This window comes from Klebsiella grimontii (genome assembly GCF_900200035.1).
Taxonomy (GTDB): domain Bacteria; phylum Pseudomonadota; class Gammaproteobacteria; order Enterobacterales; family Enterobacteriaceae; genus Klebsiella; species Klebsiella grimontii.
The window spans coordinates 742,134-758,670 of sequence record NZ_FZTC01000015.1 but is presented as its reverse complement, the minus strand read 5'-3'; the positions used below and the strand labels follow the sequence as shown (position 1 = coordinate 758,670).

The following is a 16,537-nucleotide window of genomic DNA, read 5'->3' as shown; positions in this document are numbered from 1 at the left end:
GCGGCGAGGTTTCTGTCACGCACGGCGGGTTTAGTAAGCGTTTACCACCACCCACATTGGGCCCTGGCCTACGGCATAGCGCCCTTTTTCCTCTAGCAACCCCTGCTCGCCTTCGATTTCATACACCGCGATATGATGCGACTTCTGACCGGCGGCGATCAGATATTTGCCGCTATGATCGAGGTTAAAGCCGCGCGGCTGGGTCTCGGTATTCTGATAACCTTCAATCGACAGCACGCTGCCGTCTTCCGAGACGCTGAAGATGGTGATAATGCTGGCGGTACGATCGCAGGCGTAGAGGTGACGGCCATCCGGGGTCAGATGGATATCCGCCGCCCAGCGCACGCCGGCGAAATCAGGCGGCATCATGTCCAGGGTCTGTACGCACTCGATTTTGCCGTGCGGATCTTTCAGCTCCCAGACGTCAACGGAGCTGTTCAGTTCGTTGACGCAGTAGCCGTACTGCTGGTTCGGGTGGAACACCATATGACGCGGGCCTGCGCCTTCAACGGTGGTCACTTCAGCCGGCTCCTGGGCGGCGAGGAAACCGTCGTCGCTCAGGGTAAACAGGCAGATACGATCCTGCTTCAGCGCCGGCACCCACAGGGTGCGATTGTCCGGGGAAATATTTGCCGAATGGCAGCCTTCCAGCCCTTCGACAACCGTCACCGCTTCTCGCGGCAGGCCGTCCACCAGCGGCGTGACGCTCACGCAGCCTGCATTATAGGACGCGCTAAACACAAAGCGCCCCTGATGATCGGTAGAAATATGCGTTGGGCTACCCGGCAGCGGGGCTTCGCCAGCGAAGGTCAGGGCGCCGTTATCGGGCGCAATGCGGTAGGCCAGTACGCGAAACTCCGGACGCACGCCGACGTAGAGATACTCTTTGTTCGGGCTCACCACCATCGGCTGGACCTGCCCGGGGGGATCGACAACCTGCACCAGGGTCAGTTTCCCCGCAAGATCCAGATCCCAGACGTGGATCTGCTGGCTTTCCGGGCTGGCGGTATAAACGGTTTGTTTCATGAATACTCCTTCCTCACTGCACGTGGAAATTTCATTTTTCAGACTAACGGCACCCTGAAAAACACAATATGCATACACCATGCTATTCAGGTTGCCTCCTCGCAGCCTGAAAGATCAAGTGTATCGGCTCTTTAGCGGTAGATGCTGAAAAGTTTGCCCGAATGGCGCAGCGGTGTACCATCATAGCCTGCTAACTTTTCATCATTAACCGGAAACAACACATGACCTCACGCGTGATTGCCCTGGACTTAGACGGCACCCTACTCACCGGCAAAAAAACCATTCTCCCCGCCTCGCTCGACGCGCTGGCACGCGCCAAAGACGCGGGATATCAGATCATCGTCGTCACCGGTCGACATCACGTCGCTATCCATCCTTTTTATCAGGCGCTGGCTCTGGATACACCTGCAATTTGCTGTAACGGCACTTATTTGTATGATTATCATGCAAAAAAGGTTCTGGAGTCCGATCCTATGCCGGTAGACAAAGCCCTGAGCCTGACCGAAATGCTTAACGAGCACGCTATTCACGGTCTAATGTACGTCGATGACGCCATGCTGTATGAGCAGCCGACCGGGCACGTTATCCGCACCGCCAACTGGGCGCAGTCGCTGCCCGTCGAGCAGCGTCCGGTGTTCACTCAGGTCGATTCTCTGGCGCAGGCGGCCCGTGAAGTCAAGGCCGTGTGGAAATTCGCCCTGACCGATGAAGACACCGCAAAACTGCAGCGCTTTGCCCAACATGTTGGCCAGACGCTGGGTCTGGAATGCGAATGGTCGTGGCACGATCAGGTGGATATTGCCAGGGAAGGCAACAGCAAAGGCAAACGCCTGGCCCAGTGGGTCGCGTCGCAGGGGCTGTCGATGCAGGATGTTATCGCTTTCGGCGACAATTATAACGACCTCAGCATGCTGGAAGCCGCCGGTACCGGCGTGGCGATGGGCAACGCGGTGGAGGACGTCAAAGCGCGCGCCAACGTCGTGATCGGCGAAAACGAGACCACCAGCATCGCCGACTACATCTATCGCCACCTGTTGTAATCAGGCGGCTATCGACACGCTTTTTATCTGCGCATACAGCCGCTGGCCTGGGACAACCCCCAACTCATCGCGAGCCCAGGGGCTGATGCGCGCCCATAGCGTACGGCCGCTAATCTCCAGCCTGACCTCAACCTGGCCATGGCTTTCAATACACTGCATGACCTGCGCGGGCAAAATGTTGCGGATACTGGTTTGCTGAGCGGGCTGCAGCACCAGAGAAACGTCCGAGGCCTGAATGCGGATCCGCGCGCTTTCGCCCTGCGGCCTGTCGAGCCGGTTGACCCATATCTGCCGATCGCCCAGCGCCAGCGCGGTCATGGCATACCGCGGATGCTGAGCGGCGACGGTTACGTTCAGGATAGTGCTTTGCTGATCCTGGGGAAGCCAGGGGTGCATTACGCTACTGCTCCACACCTCTTCCAGGCAACCAAAGGCTTTGACTTTCCCCGCTTCCAGCACCAGGACGTTATCCGCCAGATGCTGAATCTCATCCAGAGAGTGGCTGACGTACAGCATCGGGATATTGATTTCGCGCGCCAGACGCTGCAAATAGGGCAATAGTTCGCGCTTGCGCGGGATATCCAGCGACGCCAGCGGCTCATCCAGCAGCAGCAGTTCCGGGGCGGTAAGCAGCGCCCGGCCAATCGCCACCCGCTGTTTTTCTCCGCCGGAGAGACCGCCCGGCAGGCGGTCAAGCAGCGGCGCAATGCCAAGCAGCGCCACCAGCTTGTCAAACTGCGCCGCCATATTCTTCGCCATGCCATATTGCAGATTGCCGCGCACCTTATAGTGCGGGAACAGGCGAGCGTCCTGAAAAACGTAGCCAATACGGCGTCTTTCCGGCGCCAGGCAGATACGTTTTTCAACATCATTAAGCACTCTGCCGTTAAGCACGATGCGCCCCTGCTGCGGGCGCGTCAGGCCGCTAATGGCGTTAATCAGCGAGGTTTTACCCGCGCCTGAGACGCCGAAAACCGCGGTGATGCCGCTGGCGGGAAGCGTCTCGCGAATTTGCAGGCAGTGGGTGCCCAGCGTCTGGCTAAAGTCGAGTTCGAGCATGATTATTTCCCCATCCGCTGACGGCTAAGGCGGGCCAGCCATTCGGAAATCAGCAGCGATACCAGCGCCAGCGCAATCGAAATCAGGCATAAACGCGCGGCCGCGCCTTCGCCGCCGGGAGTCTGAATCAGGGTATACATTGCCGAAGGGATGGTGCGCGTTTCCCCAGGAATATTGGCAACAAACGTGATGGTGGCGCCAAACTCGCCCAGCGAGCGGGCGAAAGCCAGCACGGTGCCGACGATAATGCCGGGTAGCGTCAACGGTAGCGTAATCGTGAAAAACACCCGCCAGCGGCCGGCGCCGAGGGTACGCGCCGCCTGCTCAAGCTTGATGTCGACCCCTTCCAGCGCGAGGCGAATGGCCCGCACCATCAGCGGAAAGGACATCACCGCCGCCGCCAGTACCGCGCCGCGCCAGCTAAACGCAAAGCTCAGACCAAACCAGTCGTACAGCCAGCTGCCGATAAAACCCCGTCTTCCCATCGCGATCAGCAACAGATACCCCACCACCACCGGCGGTAATACCAGCGGCAGGTGGAGAAGGCTATCGAGCAGCGCTTTACCGGGAAAATCCCGGCGAACCAGCAGCCAGGAAAAAAAGATGCCAAAAGGCAAGCTCAGTAACACCGCCAGGGATGAGACTTTCAGGCTCAGCAGTACCGCCTGCCATTCAGGATCGCTTAAGAACATTAGTGGGTAGAAAATCCGTAACGTTTAAAGATGGCGGAAGCTTCCGGCCCTTTAAGATAGTCATAAAACGCGCTGACCGTGGCATTTTTATGCCCGTCGACGATGGCCAGCGGATATTCCACTTTCTTATGGGAATCTTCCGGGAAGGTACCGACAACTTTTACGCCCTTGCTGGCGACCGCATCAGAGCCGTACACGATCCCCAACGGCGCTTCGCTGCGCTCAACCAGAGCCAGCGCGCCGCGCACGTCTTCCGCCGGAGCCAGCTTCGGCGACAGCGTCTCCCAGGCACCCAGCTTTTGCAGCGCTTCTTTCGCATAGATGCCGGCCGGCACGTGCTCCGGGTCGCCAACGGCCAGACGACCGCCTTTCAGCAGGCTGGTCCAGTCGGTTTTATCATTAATACTGATATCGCCCTGAGCGCTGGCCTTCGGCGCCACGACCACCAGGCTATTGCCGAGCAGCGTCGCGCGTGATGCGGTATCAATGCTTTTTTTCTCGACCGCGTAATCCATCCATTTCTGGTCGGCGGAGATAAACAGATCCGCCGGCGCGCCCGCTTCAATCTGTCGCGCCAGGGTCGATGAAGACGCAAAAGAAGAGACAACATCAACGTTCTTCTCTTTCTTATACTCTTTAGCGATATCCTGCATGGCGTTGGTGAGCGATGCCGCGGCAAAAACCGTCACCTTGCCCTCTTCCGCCAGCGCGTGACCCGCAACGGAAAACGTTAACGTTGCCCCAGCGATAAAGCGTAACCATTGACCTGTCATCTGAAACTCCCGTCGGTTCGTTATGTAGTAGACAATATAACGATAGCGCTAAGATTTTCCCAGCGAAAATTAGGGGTAATCAGTAACGGCTCAATGGAGGGGGGACAAATAAAAACGCCCGGGAGAACCGGGCGCGGGGAAATCAGTGGTTTTGCGGTCTGCTGTCTTTATGACCGGCTCCGGAGAAGAGGTTAAACACTTCGCCCAGCCCGTAAATCAAGCCCAGGATGATAGCCATCACCACAGGGACCATGACTACGGCAAAAACCAGACTTTTCAATAGCTCTAACATGGTTGGCTCCAGAAAGTACGGATAGTTTATTGTAACTAATTCAGCCGGAAAAACACGCCCCATTTGTGCGGTGCCTCACTGGCCACCGTGAGAGATGCATCTTGCAAGATGACCGCTATCGGTCACAATACTCTTTTTCATCAGGATATGATTATGCAGGCTGAAATCCTTCTTACCCTCAAATTACAGCAGCGCCTGTTCGCCGATCCCCGCCGTATTGCCCTGCTGAAACAGATTGACCAGACCGGCTCGATTAGCCAGGGGGCAAAAAACGCCGGCATCAGCTATAAAAGCGCATGGGATGCGATTAATGACATGAATCAGCTCAGCGAGCAGCCACTGGTCGACCGTGCGACCGGCGGCAAAGGCGGCGGCGGCGCGGTCCTCACCCGCTACGGGCAGCGGCTGATTCAGCTTTACGACCTGCTGGCGCAGATTCAGCAGAAAGCGTTCGATGTCCTGAGCGATGATGATGCCCTTCCCCTCGACAGCCTGCTGGCCGCCATTTCGCGATTCTCTCTGCAGACCAGCGCGCGCAACCAGTGGTTCGGCACCATTACCGGCCGCGACCATCAGCAGGTCCAGCAGCACGTTGAAGTCCTGCTGGCCGATGGGCAAACCCGCTTTAAAGTCGCCATTACCGCCCAAAGCGCCGATCGTCTGGGCCTTGCTGAAGGCCAGGAAGTATTAGTGCTGCTCAAAGCGCCGTGGGTCGGCATGACCCAGGATGCGGCCCTGGCGCAACAGGCCGACAACCAGCTGGCCGGACGCATCACCCACATCGAACGCGGGCCGGAGCAGTGCGAAGTGCTCATGGCGCTCCCGGATGGGCAGAGCCTCTGCGCCACCCTGCCGCTGGAACAGACGCGCGATCTGGCGGAAGGGGCGGAGGCGATAGCATATTTTAACGCCGATCGCATCATTCTTGCCACGTTGTGCTAACGGCATTGACATTGCGCTCGCGAAGACGTATCCCTGAAGTACATCGCTGCAAAAAGTGGGATACACAATGTCATTGTTGCAAATTTCGCAAGGCACGTTTCGTCTTAGCGATACCAAAACGTTAAATATTGAACACCTCAGCGTGCGGGCTGGCGAAAGCTGGGCTTTCGTCGGCGGCAACGGTAGCGGGAAGTCGGCGCTTGCGCGGGCGTTATCCGGCGAGCTGACCCTGCTAAGCGGGCAGCGCGAGTGCACCTTCTCGCGCATCACCCGTCTCTCTTTTGAGCAGCTGCAAAAGCTGGTCAGCGATGAGTGGCAGCGTAACAACACCGATTTGCTCAGCCCGGGAGAAGAAGATACCGGGCGCACGACGGCGGAAATTATCCAGGATGAGTTTAAAGACGCCACCCGCTGCGCTCGCCTTGCTGAACAATTTGCCATTAGCCACCTGCTCGAGCGCCGCTTTAAATACCTCTCTACCGGTGAAACGCGCAAGACCCTGCTGTGCCAGGCGCTGATGGGCGATCCCGACCTGCTTATCCTTGATGAGCCGTTCGACGGCCTCGATGTCGCCTCGCGCCAGCAGCTCGCCGAGATGTTGGCCAGGCTGAACGACGAAGGTATCGCCCTTGTTCTGGTTCTCAATCGTTTCGACGAGATCCCGGCGTTCGTGCAGTATGCCGGGGTGCTGGCGGACTGCGTGCTGAGCGAAACCGGCGAAAAGCAGGCTCTGCTGCAGCAGGCGCTGATTGCCCAGCTCGCGCATAGCGAAAAGCTTGACGGCATGACGCTGCCAGAACCCGACGCCCCCGCCGCGCGCCTTGCGCTAGACAGCAAAGCGCCGCTCATCGTGCTAAACGACGGTCTGGTTTCTTACAACGACCGCCCGATCATTAATCGCCTCAGTTGGACGGTCAATCCCGGCGAGCACTGGCAGATCGTCGGCCCTAACGGCGCCGGTAAATCGACGCTACTCAGTCTGGTCACCGGCGACCATCCCCAGGGATACAGTAACGATCTGACCCTGTTTGGCCGCCGCCGCGGCAGCGGTGAAACCATCTGGGATATCAAAAAACATATTGGTTACGTCAGCAGCAGCCTGCACCTTGAATACCGCGTCAGCACCAACGTGCGTAACGTGATTCTCTCGGGCTACTTCGACTCGATCGGCATCTACCAGGCCGTTTCCGATAAGCAGCACAAGCTGGTGCAAAACTGGCTGGATATTCTGGGTATCGACCAACGCACCGCCGACGCGCCGTTCCACAGCCTCTCCTGGGGGCAGCAGCGGCTGGCGCTGATCGTCCGCGCCCTGGTCAAACACCCGACCCTGCTGATTCTTGATGAACCGCTACAGGGGCTGGACCCGCTCAACCGTCAGCTGGTGCGTCGCTTCGTTGATGTGCTGATTAGCGAAGGGGCGACGCAGCTGCTGTTTGTCTCCCATCACGCCGAAGACGCCCCGGACTGCATTACCCACCGTCTGGCCTTTGTGAGGAGTGGAGACGGTTACACTTACCAGCAGGGTCCGCTGCAAAATTAAGCCTGTACAGGGGTCTGCGGATCCCTGATTTTTTCAGAATAATAGCTATCACACACCCCATCACTCTGTTTTTACAATGAAAAAACCAAAATGGCCCGATTGGAAATTTTAGTGTAAACGATTCCACCAATTTGGCCTGTGTCACACTTTTGGCTTCTTTGGTATGCTATCTTCTTCTCACACGATAAGCCTATTGGAGCGAATCATGAAAGTACTGGTTACAGGTGGTAGCGGTTACATTGGAAGTCACACCTGCGTTCAACTGCTACTGCAGGGACACGAAGTGATTATTCTCGACAATCTCTGCAACAGTAAACGCAGCGTACTGCCAATCATTGAACGTCTCGGCGGGAAAAGCGCCACCTTTGTCGAAGGCGACATTCGTAACGAAGCGCTGATGACGGAAATCCTTCACGATCACGCTATTGAAGCGGTGATCCATTTCGCCGGCCTGAAAGCCGTCGGCGAATCCGTCGCCAAGCCGCTGGAATACTACGACAACAACGTGACCGGCACACTGAAACTCGTTTCCGCCATGCGCGCCGCGGGCGTGAAAAACTTTATTTTCAGCTCCTCCGCCACCGTGTACGGCGACCAGCCAAAAATCCCTTATGTCGAAAGCTTCCCGACCGGGACTCCGCAGAGCCCGTACGGTAAAAGCAAGCTGATGGTCGAGCAGATCCTCACTGACCTGCAAAAAGCGCAGCCGGAGTGGAGCATCGCACTGCTGCGCTACTTCAACCCGGTCGGCGCGCATCCGTCGGGCGATATGGGTGAAGATCCGCAGGGCATCCCGAACAACCTGATGCCGTATATCGCGCAGGTCGCGGTCGGCCGTCGTGAATCGCTGGCGGTATTCGGCAACGACTACCCAACCGAAGATGGCACCGGCGTGCGCGACTACATTCACGTGATGGACCTGGCCGACGGCCACGTCGCGGCGATGGAAAAACTGGCTGATAAAGCCGGCGTGCATATCTATAACCTTGGCGCAGGCGTCGGCAGCAGCGTGCTCGACGTGGTCAACGCTTTTAGCAAAGCCTGCGGCAAACCGATTAACTACCACTTCGCGCCGCGCCGCGAAGGCGACCTCCCGGCCTACTGGGCGGACGCTGAAAAGGCCGATCGCGAGCTGAACTGGCGCGTGACGCGCAACCTTGACGAAATGGCGCAGGACACCTGGCACTGGCAGTCCCGTCATCCGCAGGGTTATCCAGACTAAGGAACCTTCATGAGCGTATTTAACCCCGTCGACCATCCACATCGTCGTTATAACCCGTTAACCGGGCAGTGGATTCTGGTTTCTCCGCATCGCGCCAAGCGCCCCTGGCAGGGGGCGCAGGAAACGCCGGCAAAACAGAGCTTGCCCGCGCACGATCCGGACTGTTTCCTGTGCCCGGGTAATACCCGCGTCACCGGCGACAAAAACCCGAACTACACCGGTACGTTTGTTTTTACCAATGACTTTGCGGCTTTGATGACCGATACCCCAGACGCCCCGGAAAGCGACGACCCGCTAATGCGCTGTCAGAGCGCCCGCGGCACCAGCCGGGTCATCTGCTTCTCGCCAGACCACAGCAAAACGCTGCCGGAACTGAGCGTAGAGGCGCTGGAAGGCGTGGTTAAAACGTGGCAGGAGCAGACCGCCGACCTTGGAAAAACCTACCCGTGGGTGCAGGTTTTTGAAAATAAAGGCGCGGCAATGGGCTGCTCCAACCCGCACCCGCATGGCCAGGTGTGGGCAAACAGCTTTCTGCCTAACGAGGCGGAACGCGAAGATCGTCTGCAAAAAGCGTACTTCACCGAGCACGGCGCGCCGATGCTGGTGGATTACGCGCAGCGCGAATTAGCCGACGGTAGCCGCACCGTCGTCGAGACCGAACACTGGCTCGCGGTGGTCCCTTACTGGGCGGCGTGGCCCTTTGAGACGCTGCTGCTGCCGAAAGCGCACGTACAGCGCCTGACTGATTTAACCGACGACCAGCGCAGCGACCTCGCGCTGGCGCTGAAAAAACTGACCAGCCGTTACGACAACCTGTTCCAGTGCTCATTCCCCTACTCGATGGGCTGGCACGGTGCGCCGTTTAACGATGAAGAGAATAATCACTGGCAGCTGCACGCGCATTTTTATCCGCCGCTGCTGCGCTCCGCGACGGTGCGCAAATTTATGGTCGGCTATGAAATGCTGGCCGAAACCCAGCGTGATCTGACGGCCGAGCAGGCCGCCGAACGTCTGCGCGCTGTGAGCGACGTCCATTTTCGCGAATCCGGAGTATAACCATGAGTCTGAAAGAGAACACCCAAGCCCTGTTTGCTGAGAAATTTGGCTATCCGGCCAGCCATGTTATCCAGGCCCCAGGCCGCGTTAACCTGATCGGCGAGCATACCGACTATAACGACGGGTTCGTACTGCCCTGCGCCATTGATTACCAGACGGTCATCGCCTGCGCGCCGCGCGACGATCGTACCGTGCGGGTGATTGCCGCCGATTACGCCAATCAGACCGATGAATTCTCTCTCGACTCGCCGATTACCAGCCACGATACCCAGCAGTGGTCGAACTATGTTCGCGGCGTGGTTAAGCACCTGCAGCAGCGGAATAACGCTTTCGGCGGCGCAGATCTGGTGATCAGCGGCAACGTGCCGCAGGGCGCCGGATTAAGCTCCTCGGCTTCGCTGGAAGTCGCCGTCGGCACCGTGTTCCAGCAGCTGTACCATCTGCCGCTCGACGGCGCGCAGATCGCGCTGAACGGCCAGGAAGCGGAAAACCAGTTCGTCGGCTGCAACTGCGGCATTATGGACCAGCTGATCTCCGCGCTCGGTAAAAAAGATCATGCCCTGCTAATCGACTGCCGCACCTTAGGAACGAAAGCGGTGTCGATGCCGAAAGGCGTGGCGGTAGTGATTATCAACAGTAACTTTAAGCGCACCCTGGTCGGCAGCGAGTACAACACCCGCCGCGAGCAGTGTGAGACCGGCGCGCGTTTCTTCCAGCAGCCCGCCCTGCGCGATGTGACTCTACAAGAATTCAATGCCGTCGCCCACGAGCTTGACCCGGTGGTCGCCAAACGCGTTCGCCACGTGCTGACCGAGAACGCGCGCACCGTAGAAGCCGCCGCCGCGCTGGAAAAAGGCGACCTGCAGCGGATGGGCGAACTGATGGCGGAATCTCACGCTTCCATGCGCGATGATTTTGAAATCACCGTCCCACAGATTGATACCCTGGTGGACATCGTCAAGGCGACCATCGGCGATAAAGGCGGCGTACGCATGACCGGCGGCGGTTTCGGCGGCTGTATCGTTGCGCTGGTGCCGGAAGATTTGGTCGATACCGTACAGCAGGCCGTTGCCAAAGAGTATGAAGCGAAAACCGGTATCAAAGAGACCTTCTACGTCTGCAAACCGTCTCAGGGAGCTGGACAATGCTAAACCCAACAACGGAGCTGGCGCCGGACGGCCAGCCGTGGAATCTTCTCACCCTGCGTAACGACGCAGGCATGACGGTCACGGTGATGGACTGGGGCGCGACGCTGCTCTCCGCGCGCGTGACGCTGGCTGACGGCAGCGTACGCGAAGCGCTGCTCGGCTGCGCGAACCCTGGCGACTATACCCGACAGGCCGCCTATCTCGGCGCCTCCGTCGGCCGTTACGCTAACCGTATTGCCAACAGCCGCTTTACCCTTGATGGCCGCACCGTCAATCTGACGCCTTCCAACGAGGCGGGGCATCAGCTGCACGGCGGTCCGGAAGGTTTTGACAAGCGCCGCTGGCAGATTGTCAGCGCCGACGATCGTCACGCGCTGTTTTCACTCTCATCCCGCGATGGCGATCAGGGGTTCCCCGGTAATCTGACGGCAACGGCGCGCTACCGCCTGACCGACGATAACCGGATAGCCATCGAATATCGCGCCACCGTTGACCAGCCGTGCCCGGTGAACCTGACCAACCACGTCTATTTTAACCTCGATGGCGTGCAGAGCGACGTGCGTAGCCATAAGCTGCAAATCTTTGCTGATGCGTATCTGCCCGTTGAGAGCGATGGTATTCCGGGAGGCGATTTGCAAAACGTCACCCTGACCAGCTTCGATTTCCGCACGCCGAAGGTGCTGGCGGACGACTTCCTGCGCGATGAAGACCAGCAGAAAGTGAAAGGTTACGACCACGCCTTTCTGCTCCAGGCGCTGGGCGATGCCAAAAGCCCGGCGGCCCACGTCTGGTCGCAGGATGAAAAGCTGCAGATGACGGTCTATACCTCCGCGCCGGCCCTGCAGTTCTACTCCGGCAACTATCTCGCCGGTACGCCGTCGCGCACGGCGCAGCCGTACGACGACTGGCAAGGCCTGGCCCTGGAGAGCGAGTTTCTGCCGGATTCGCCAAACCATCCGGAATGGCCGCAGCCGGATTGCGTGCTGCGCCCCGGCGAAGAGTACGTCAGCCTGACGGAATATCAGTTTATTGCGCAATAATCCCCCGCCCTCCCGATGGAGGGCTTTTTTTATCCTTTCGCTGAAAATTACGCCACTTACAGACAAAAACATAACCTCTGTTTTACAAGCACCTTACACTGAGCGACTATTTTCGCTATGGTTAGGGATAAGCATTGCCGTGAGGTAAATCACGGCAATATAATGAGAATAGTTATCAATCAATAAATATATACACTACCGCATTCGGGTCGCATCAAGGCGGCACATGAGCGAATCCTGGCAGCATAGTCAACTATGTCGCCAGGGTGAGTAAAAGTAGCCAACGAGGAAGCGGCGCGAAGGATGACGTGTATTGAGGAGTAAGTGTATGGCTGTAACTAAGCTGGTACTCGTTCGTCACGGCGAAAGCCAATGGAACAACGAAAACCGTTTCACCGGTTGGTATGACGTTGACCTGTCTGAAAAAGGCGTGGGTGAAGCAAAAGCGGCCGGTAAGCTGCTGAAAGAAGAAGGCTTCAGCTTCGACTTTGCTTATACCTCTGTGCTGAAACGCGCCATCCACACCTTGTGGAACGTGCTGGACGAACTGGATCAGGCCTGGCTACCGGTTGAGAAATCCTGGAAACTGAACGAGCGTCACTACGGTGCGCTGCAGGGTCTGAACAAAGCGGAAACCGCTGAAAAATATGGTGATGAGCAGGTTAAGCAGTGGCGTCGCGGCTTCGCGGTAACGCCGCCGGAGTTGACTAAAGACGACGAGCGCTATCCGGGCCACGATCCGCGCTACGCAAAACTGACCGACGCAGAACTGCCGACGACCGAGAGCCTGGCGCTGACCATCGACCGCGTCGTACCGTACTGGAACGAAACGATTCTGCCGCGTCTGAAAAGCGGTGAGCGCGTGATTATCGCCGCTCACGGCAACTCCCTGCGCGCGCTGGTGAAATACCTCGACAATATGGGCGAAGCAGAGATCCTCGAACTGAACATCCCGACCGGCGTACCGCTGGTGTATGAGTTCGACGAGAACTTCAAGCCTATCAAACATTACTATCTGGGCAACGCCGACGAGATCGCCGCGAAAGCCGCGGCCGTAGCCAACCAGGGTAAAGCGAAGTAATTTTCGCGGGATGTAAAAAAAGCGTGGAGCTATCCACGCTTTTTTTTATTTTGAGACTCGGCGTAAAGCTTAGCCGCGACGCGCTTTTACCGCATTCGCCAGCTGACGAAGAAGCGTATCGGTATCTTCCCAGCCAATACAGGCATCGGTAATGCTTTTGCCGTAGGCCAGCGGCTCGCCGCTGTCGAGACTCTGATTGCCTTCCACCAGATGGCTTTCGATCATCACGCCCATAATCGACCGCTCGCCGCCGGCAACCTGCTGGCATACGTCTGCGCCGACCTCCATCTGCTTTTTAAACTGCTTGCTGGAGTTGGCGTGGCTGAAATCGATCATGATCTGAGCGGGCAGGCCTGCTTTCGCCAGACCGACCTTCACTTCGGCCACGTGCTGCGCGCTGTAGTTCGGCTCTTTACCGCCGCGCAGGATAATATGGCAATCGCTATTACCGCTGGTATTCACAATCGCCGAATGCCCCCATTTGGTCACCGACAGGAAACAGTGCGGCGCGCCGGCGGCGTTGATAGCGTCAATCGCGACTTTGATGGTTCCATCAGTGCCATTTTTAAAACCTACCGGACAGGAGAGGCCGGAAGAGAGCTCGCGATGCACCTGTGACTCAGTGGTACGCGCGCCAATCGCGCCCCAGCTCATCAGGTCGGCAAGATACTGCGGGGTGATCATATCGAGGAACTCCCCGGCCGCAGGCAGACCGCTGTCGTTAATGTCCAGCAGCAGCTTACGCGCGATCCGCAGGCCATCGTTGATGCGGAAACTATTATCCATATGCGGATCGTTGATCAGCCCTTTCCAGCCCACGGTGGTGCGCGGTTTTTCAAAATAAACGCGCATCACGATTTCCAGCTCCCCTTTAAGCTCCTCGCGAAGCTTAAGCAGGCGTTCGGCATACTCTTTCGCCGCCGCCGGATCGTGGATGGAGCACGGGCCAATCACCACCAGCAGCCGATCGTCGTTACCTTTCAGGATCTGGTGGATCGCTTTGCGCGCATGCGCAACGGTATTGGCGGCATTTTCGGTAGCAGGGAATTTTTCCAGGAGCGCAACGGGAGGTAATAATTCGTTGATCTCTTTAATGCGTAAATCGTCGTTCTGATAATTCATCTTATTTCCAGCGTTGCCATACTTATCTAGTTAATTGCAATCCCTCCAATCTATCTCTTCGGTCAAAAAGTGTAAACATGATTTTACAGTAGCGGCAGAATATTCCTGGAAATGGGCTAAAAAACGCCATAAAGTCGCGGAATAATGGCCACAAGCTATAATTTTTAACTGTTAGAACTTAATTTTCTTTAGCATTCAGCATTATATATTAATGCCGTTCGCTAATACCGAAGCTTAAACCACAACGAGTAGAACCTCCGGCAAATGCACTGTTGGAAGAGGTAATGCGATAAATCGACATAACAGGAGCATCCAATGAAAATGAACAAGCTAACCAGTCTTCTCCTCGCAGCAACCCTGGGTCTGGCCAGCGGCGCGGCGCTGGCTGCCGATACCGGCGCGCAGTCGAATAACGGGCAGGCCAATTCAGCGGCAGACGCGGGTCAGGTCGCCCCCGACGCGCGTGAAAACGTGGCGCCCAACAACGTCGATAACGGCAAGATCAACTCCGGTTCCACTGATACCGGCGGCACAATGCTCCACCCTAACGGCTCGACCATGAACCATGACGGGATGTCGAGCGATGAAGTGCACAAGAACTCAATGTGTAAGGATGGCCGCTGCCCGGATACCGATAAAAAAGTCGGCCAGGAAGACGCGACAAAAACCGATGGTACCACGCAGTAATCAAGGTGGGATGCCAGCGTTAAGGAGAGCTAAGGCTCTCCTTTTTTCATTTTATTCACCCCAAAACGCGAATCATGTCATAAAGTAATCATCAAAATAATAATGTAGGGATGTCACCATGGGGCAATCGCACTCGCATCGTTCTCCACCATCCGCCGAAGATAAGAATGCCCGTCGGCTGCTGCTGGCGTTCTGCGTCACGGCCGGATTCATGTTGATTGAGGTCGCAGGCGGGCTCATTTCAGGTTCGCTGGCGCTGCTGGCCGATGCCGGACATATGCTGACGGACGCCGCGGCGCTGCTGTTCGCCTTTCTGGCCGTGCGTTTCGCCAGTCGCCCGCCCAACGCCCAACACACCTTTGGCTGGCTGCGCCTGACTACCCTTGCGGCCTTCCTCAACGCCATCGCCTTAGTGGTCATTACTATTTTGATCGTCTGGGAGGCCATTCAGCGCTTTCACCATCCGCAGCCGGTTGCCGGTAAAACCATGGTGATCATCGCCGTTGCCGGGCTGCTGGCCAATATTCTGGCCTTCTGGATCCTGCATCGCGGCAGCGAGGAGCGCAACCTCAACGTGCGCGCCGCCGCGCTGCACGTGCTGGGGGATTTGCTCGGTTCGGTTGGCGCCATTATTGCCGCGATAGTGATCCTCACCACCGGCTGGACGCCTATCGATCCTATTCTGTCCGTGCTGGTGTCGTGCCTGGTTCTGCGCAGCGCCTGGCGTCTGCTGCAGGAGAGCGTCAATGAACTGCTGGAGGGCGCGCCGCGTTCGCTTAACGTCGACGCATTAAAACGCGATTTGCGCCGCTCGATACCGGAAGTTCGCGACGTACACCACGTTCATGCCTGGCTGGTAGGAGAAAAAACGGTGATGACGCTGCACGTGCAGGTGGTACCGCCGCACGATCACGACGGTCTTCTGGACCGGATCCTCGACTTCCTGGAGCATAAGTATGAGATTGAACATATTACGGTGCAGATGGAGTATCAGCCCTGTAGCGGCCCGGAGTGCCGTCTGAACATGACGCACGCCGGGCATGGACATCATCACCACCATTAACGGGAAAACGCGTGAGAGCCGCGCTCACGCGCGCTGTTAATCCACATACGGCTGCCGTTGAGCGCGATAAATGTCAGCAGCAGGTATTCGAGCGACATCGCATAGACGCCCTGCAGGGCGAAAATCACCACGCTAATGACGTTTATAATCACCCACAGCAGCCAGTTTTCGACATATTTGCGCGTCATCAGAATCATCGCTACGACGGAGAGCACCATCATGCAGGAGTCCCAGAACGGGAAGGCGTCCGGCTGCAGCTCCGGCATGGCGACCTGCAGGCCCAGGGTTTGCATCAGCGCCACGGCAATCCGCGTCAAAAACGCGAACACCGGGTTAATAAATATCGTCATCAGGCCAATCGCCACCACGCAGGCCGCCAGCCAGCCTAACGCTTTCGGCAGCGGTAGCCAGCGGATTTGCAGTTCCGCCTGATTATCACTGGTTTGCCGCGACCAGGCGTACCAGCCGTAGACGTTGGCCGCGAAGAAAAAGATCTGCAGCAGAAGGCTGGCGTAGAGCTGGATCTGAAAGAAGATAATGGCAAACAGCGTGACGTTGATCAGCCCGAAGGCATAGTTAGCGATCTTCTCCAGGCTCGCCAGCCAGATGCACAGCAGGCCAGCGACGGTGCCGACCGCTTCAATCCACGACAGGTCATATCCCCCGGCGCCAATTGGTATATGCACTAATATGTTCTGCGTACTAAAAAAATCCATCTTATCCCCAGAGCGTTCTGTAACGCAGTAATGAT

General features: G+C 57.4%; 17 protein-coding genes. 10 read left to right on the top strand and 7 right to left on the bottom strand.

Annotated elements, in window-relative coordinates:
* Positions 1–30: 30 nt before the first annotated feature.
* Positions 31–1,026, bottom strand: coding sequence for a 6-phosphogluconolactonase (pgl, locus tag KOSB73_RS11365; protein WP_098140514.1), 996 nt, complete (start codon positions 1,024–1,026; stop codon positions 31–33).
* 221 nt (positions 1,027–1,247) lie between these two features.
* Here pgl and KOSB73_RS11360 point away from each other — a divergent pair, with 221 nt between their 5' ends.
* Positions 1,248–2,066, top strand: coding sequence for a pyridoxal phosphatase (locus tag KOSB73_RS11360; RefSeq protein ID WP_004134981.1), 819 nt, complete (start codon positions 1,248–1,250; stop codon positions 2,064–2,066).
* Here KOSB73_RS11360 and modC read toward each other — a convergent pair whose 3' ends face one another.
* From modC to KOSB73_RS11340, 4 genes are all read right to left on the bottom strand, one after another.
* Positions 2,067–3,125 carry a molybdenum ABC transporter ATP-binding protein ModC gene (gene modC / locus KOSB73_RS11355; RefSeq protein ID WP_004134983.1) on the bottom strand — a complete coding sequence of 353 codons (1,059 nt, stop codon included), beginning with the start codon at positions 3,123–3,125 and terminating at the stop codon, positions 2,067–2,069. It abuts the gene before it with no gap.
* A gap of 2 nt (positions 3,126–3,127) precedes the next feature.
* Positions 3,128–3,817 (bottom strand): molybdate ABC transporter permease subunit, encoded by a 690-nt coding sequence (modB, locus tag KOSB73_RS11350; protein ID WP_004134985.1) that lies wholly within the window; start codon positions 3,815–3,817, stop codon positions 3,128–3,130.
* A complete protein-coding gene (modA, locus tag KOSB73_RS11345; protein ID WP_024360159.1) occupies positions 3,817–4,590 on the bottom strand; it encodes a molybdate ABC transporter substrate-binding protein in 774 nt (257 codons plus the stop codon). The genes modB and modA overlap by 1 nt, the downstream gene beginning before the upstream one ends.
* Positions 4,591–4,732: 142 nt before the next feature.
* A complete protein-coding gene (locus KOSB73_RS11340) occupies positions 4,733–4,882 on the bottom strand; it encodes an AcrZ family multidrug efflux pump-associated protein (protein WP_004134988.1) in 150 nt (49 codons plus the stop codon).
* Positions 4,883–5,035: 153 nt separating this feature from the next.
* Here KOSB73_RS11340 and modE point away from each other — a divergent pair, with 153 nt between their 5' ends.
* The 7 genes from modE to gpmA all read left to right on the top strand — a co-directional run bounded on the left by modE (position 5,036) and on the right by gpmA (position 12,914).
* Positions 5,036–5,824 carry a molybdenum-dependent transcriptional regulator gene (gene modE, locus KOSB73_RS11335; protein ID WP_024360160.1) on the top strand — a complete coding sequence of 263 codons (789 nt, stop codon included), beginning with the start codon at positions 5,036–5,038 and terminating at the stop codon, positions 5,822–5,824.
* Positions 5,825–5,891: 67 nt separating this feature from the next.
* Entirely contained in the window at positions 5,892–7,367 is a 1,476-nt protein-coding gene (gene modF / locus KOSB73_RS31015) for a molybdate ABC transporter ATP-binding protein ModF (RefSeq protein ID WP_098140513.1), read from the top strand.
* Between the two features lie 205 nt (positions 7,368–7,572).
* Positions 7,573–8,589, top strand: coding sequence for a UDP-glucose 4-epimerase GalE (gene galE, locus KOSB73_RS11320; protein WP_024360162.1), 1,017 nt, complete (start codon positions 7,573–7,575; stop codon positions 8,587–8,589).
* 9 nt (positions 8,590–8,598) lie between these two features.
* Positions 8,599–9,645: a galactose-1-phosphate uridylyltransferase gene (gene galT, locus KOSB73_RS11315; protein ID WP_004130601.1), complete on the top strand. Its 1,047-nt coding sequence runs from the start codon at positions 8,599–8,601 to the stop codon at positions 9,643–9,645.
* Positions 9,646–9,647: 2 nt separating this feature from the next.
* Complete coding sequence (gene galK / locus KOSB73_RS11310; protein WP_024360164.1) at positions 9,648–10,796, top strand: galactokinase; 1,149 nt, start codon at positions 9,648–9,650, stop codon at positions 10,794–10,796.
* Entirely contained in the window at positions 10,790–11,833 is a 1,044-nt protein-coding gene (galM, locus tag KOSB73_RS11305; protein ID WP_004134996.1) for a galactose-1-epimerase, read from the top strand. Before galK ends, galM begins: the two co-directional genes overlap by 7 nt.
* 328 nt (positions 11,834–12,161) lie before the next feature.
* Positions 12,162–12,914 carry a 2,3-diphosphoglycerate-dependent phosphoglycerate mutase gene (gpmA, locus tag KOSB73_RS11300; RefSeq protein WP_004100351.1) on the top strand — a complete coding sequence of 251 codons (753 nt, stop codon included), beginning with the start codon at positions 12,162–12,164 and terminating at the stop codon, positions 12,912–12,914.
* Positions 12,915–12,983: 69 nt separating this feature from the next.
* Here gpmA and aroG read toward each other — a convergent pair whose 3' ends face one another.
* Positions 12,984–14,036, bottom strand: a complete 1,053-nt coding sequence (aroG, locus tag KOSB73_RS11295; RefSeq protein WP_004134998.1) for a 3-deoxy-7-phosphoheptulonate synthase AroG — start codon at positions 14,034–14,036, stop codon at positions 12,984–12,986.
* Positions 14,037–14,351: 315 nt separating this feature from the next.
* On the opposite strand from aroG, the gene KOSB73_RS11290 reads away from it, so the two are divergent.
* Together KOSB73_RS11290 and zitB are read left to right on the top strand one after the other, a co-directional pair.
* Positions 14,352–14,723, top strand: a complete 372-nt coding sequence (locus tag KOSB73_RS11290) for a YbgS-like family protein (protein WP_004135000.1) — start codon at positions 14,352–14,354, stop codon at positions 14,721–14,723.
* A gap of 118 nt (positions 14,724–14,841) precedes the next feature.
* Complete coding sequence (gene zitB, locus KOSB73_RS11285) at positions 14,842–15,786, top strand: CDF family zinc transporter ZitB (protein WP_098140512.1); 945 nt, start codon at positions 14,842–14,844, stop codon at positions 15,784–15,786.
* Here the strand turns inward: zitB and pnuC are convergent.
* Positions 15,783–16,502 (bottom strand): nicotinamide riboside transporter PnuC, encoded by a 720-nt coding sequence (pnuC, locus tag KOSB73_RS11280; protein WP_049086250.1) that lies wholly within the window; start codon positions 16,500–16,502, stop codon positions 15,783–15,785. The genes zitB and pnuC overlap by 4 nt on opposite strands.
* Between the last annotated feature and the right edge of the window lie 35 nt (positions 16,503–16,537).

Coding starts and splice junctions, on each gene's coding strand:
- modA (WP_024360159.1), bottom strand. CDS start 4,590: ATGACAGGTCAATGGTTACGCTTTATCGCTGGGGCAACGTTAACGTTT.
- aroG (WP_004134998.1), bottom strand. CDS start 14,036: ATGAATTATCAGAACGACGATTTACGCATTAAAGAGATCAACGAATTA.
- modB (WP_004134985.1), bottom strand. CDS start 3,817: ATGTTCTTAAGCGATCCTGAATGGCAGGCGGTACTGCTGAGCCTGAAA.
- galT (WP_004130601.1), top strand. CDS start 8,599: ATGAGCGTATTTAACCCCGTCGACCATCCACATCGTCGTTATAACCCG.
- modC (WP_004134983.1), bottom strand. CDS start 3,125: ATGCTCGAACTCGACTTTAGCCAGACGCTGGGCACCCACTGCCTGCAA.
- galK (WP_024360164.1), top strand. CDS start 9,648: ATGAGTCTGAAAGAGAACACCCAAGCCCTGTTTGCTGAGAAATTTGGC.
- galM (WP_004134996.1), top strand. CDS start 10,790: ATGCTAAACCCAACAACGGAGCTGGCGCCGGACGGCCAGCCGTGGAAT.
- KOSB73_RS11340 (WP_004134988.1), bottom strand. CDS start 4,882: ATGTTAGAGCTATTGAAAAGTCTGGTTTTTGCCGTAGTCATGGTCCCT.
- modF (WP_098140513.1), top strand. CDS start 5,892: ATGTCATTGTTGCAAATTTCGCAAGGCACGTTTCGTCTTAGCGATACC.
- KOSB73_RS11290 (WP_004135000.1), top strand. CDS start 14,352: ATGAAAATGAACAAGCTAACCAGTCTTCTCCTCGCAGCAACCCTGGGT.
- zitB (WP_098140512.1), top strand. CDS start 14,842: ATGGGGCAATCGCACTCGCATCGTTCTCCACCATCCGCCGAAGATAAG.
- modE (WP_024360160.1), top strand. CDS start 5,036: ATGCAGGCTGAAATCCTTCTTACCCTCAAATTACAGCAGCGCCTGTTC.
- pgl (WP_098140514.1), bottom strand. CDS start 1,026: ATGAAACAAACCGTTTATACCGCCAGCCCGGAAAGCCAGCAGATCCAC.
- gpmA (WP_004100351.1), top strand. CDS start 12,162: ATGGCTGTAACTAAGCTGGTACTCGTTCGTCACGGCGAAAGCCAATGG.
- pnuC (WP_049086250.1), bottom strand. CDS start 16,502: ATGGATTTTTTTAGTACGCAGAACATATTAGTGCATATACCAATTGGC.
- KOSB73_RS11360 (WP_004134981.1), top strand. CDS start 1,248: ATGACCTCACGCGTGATTGCCCTGGACTTAGACGGCACCCTACTCACC.
- galE (WP_024360162.1), top strand. CDS start 7,573: ATGAAAGTACTGGTTACAGGTGGTAGCGGTTACATTGGAAGTCACACC.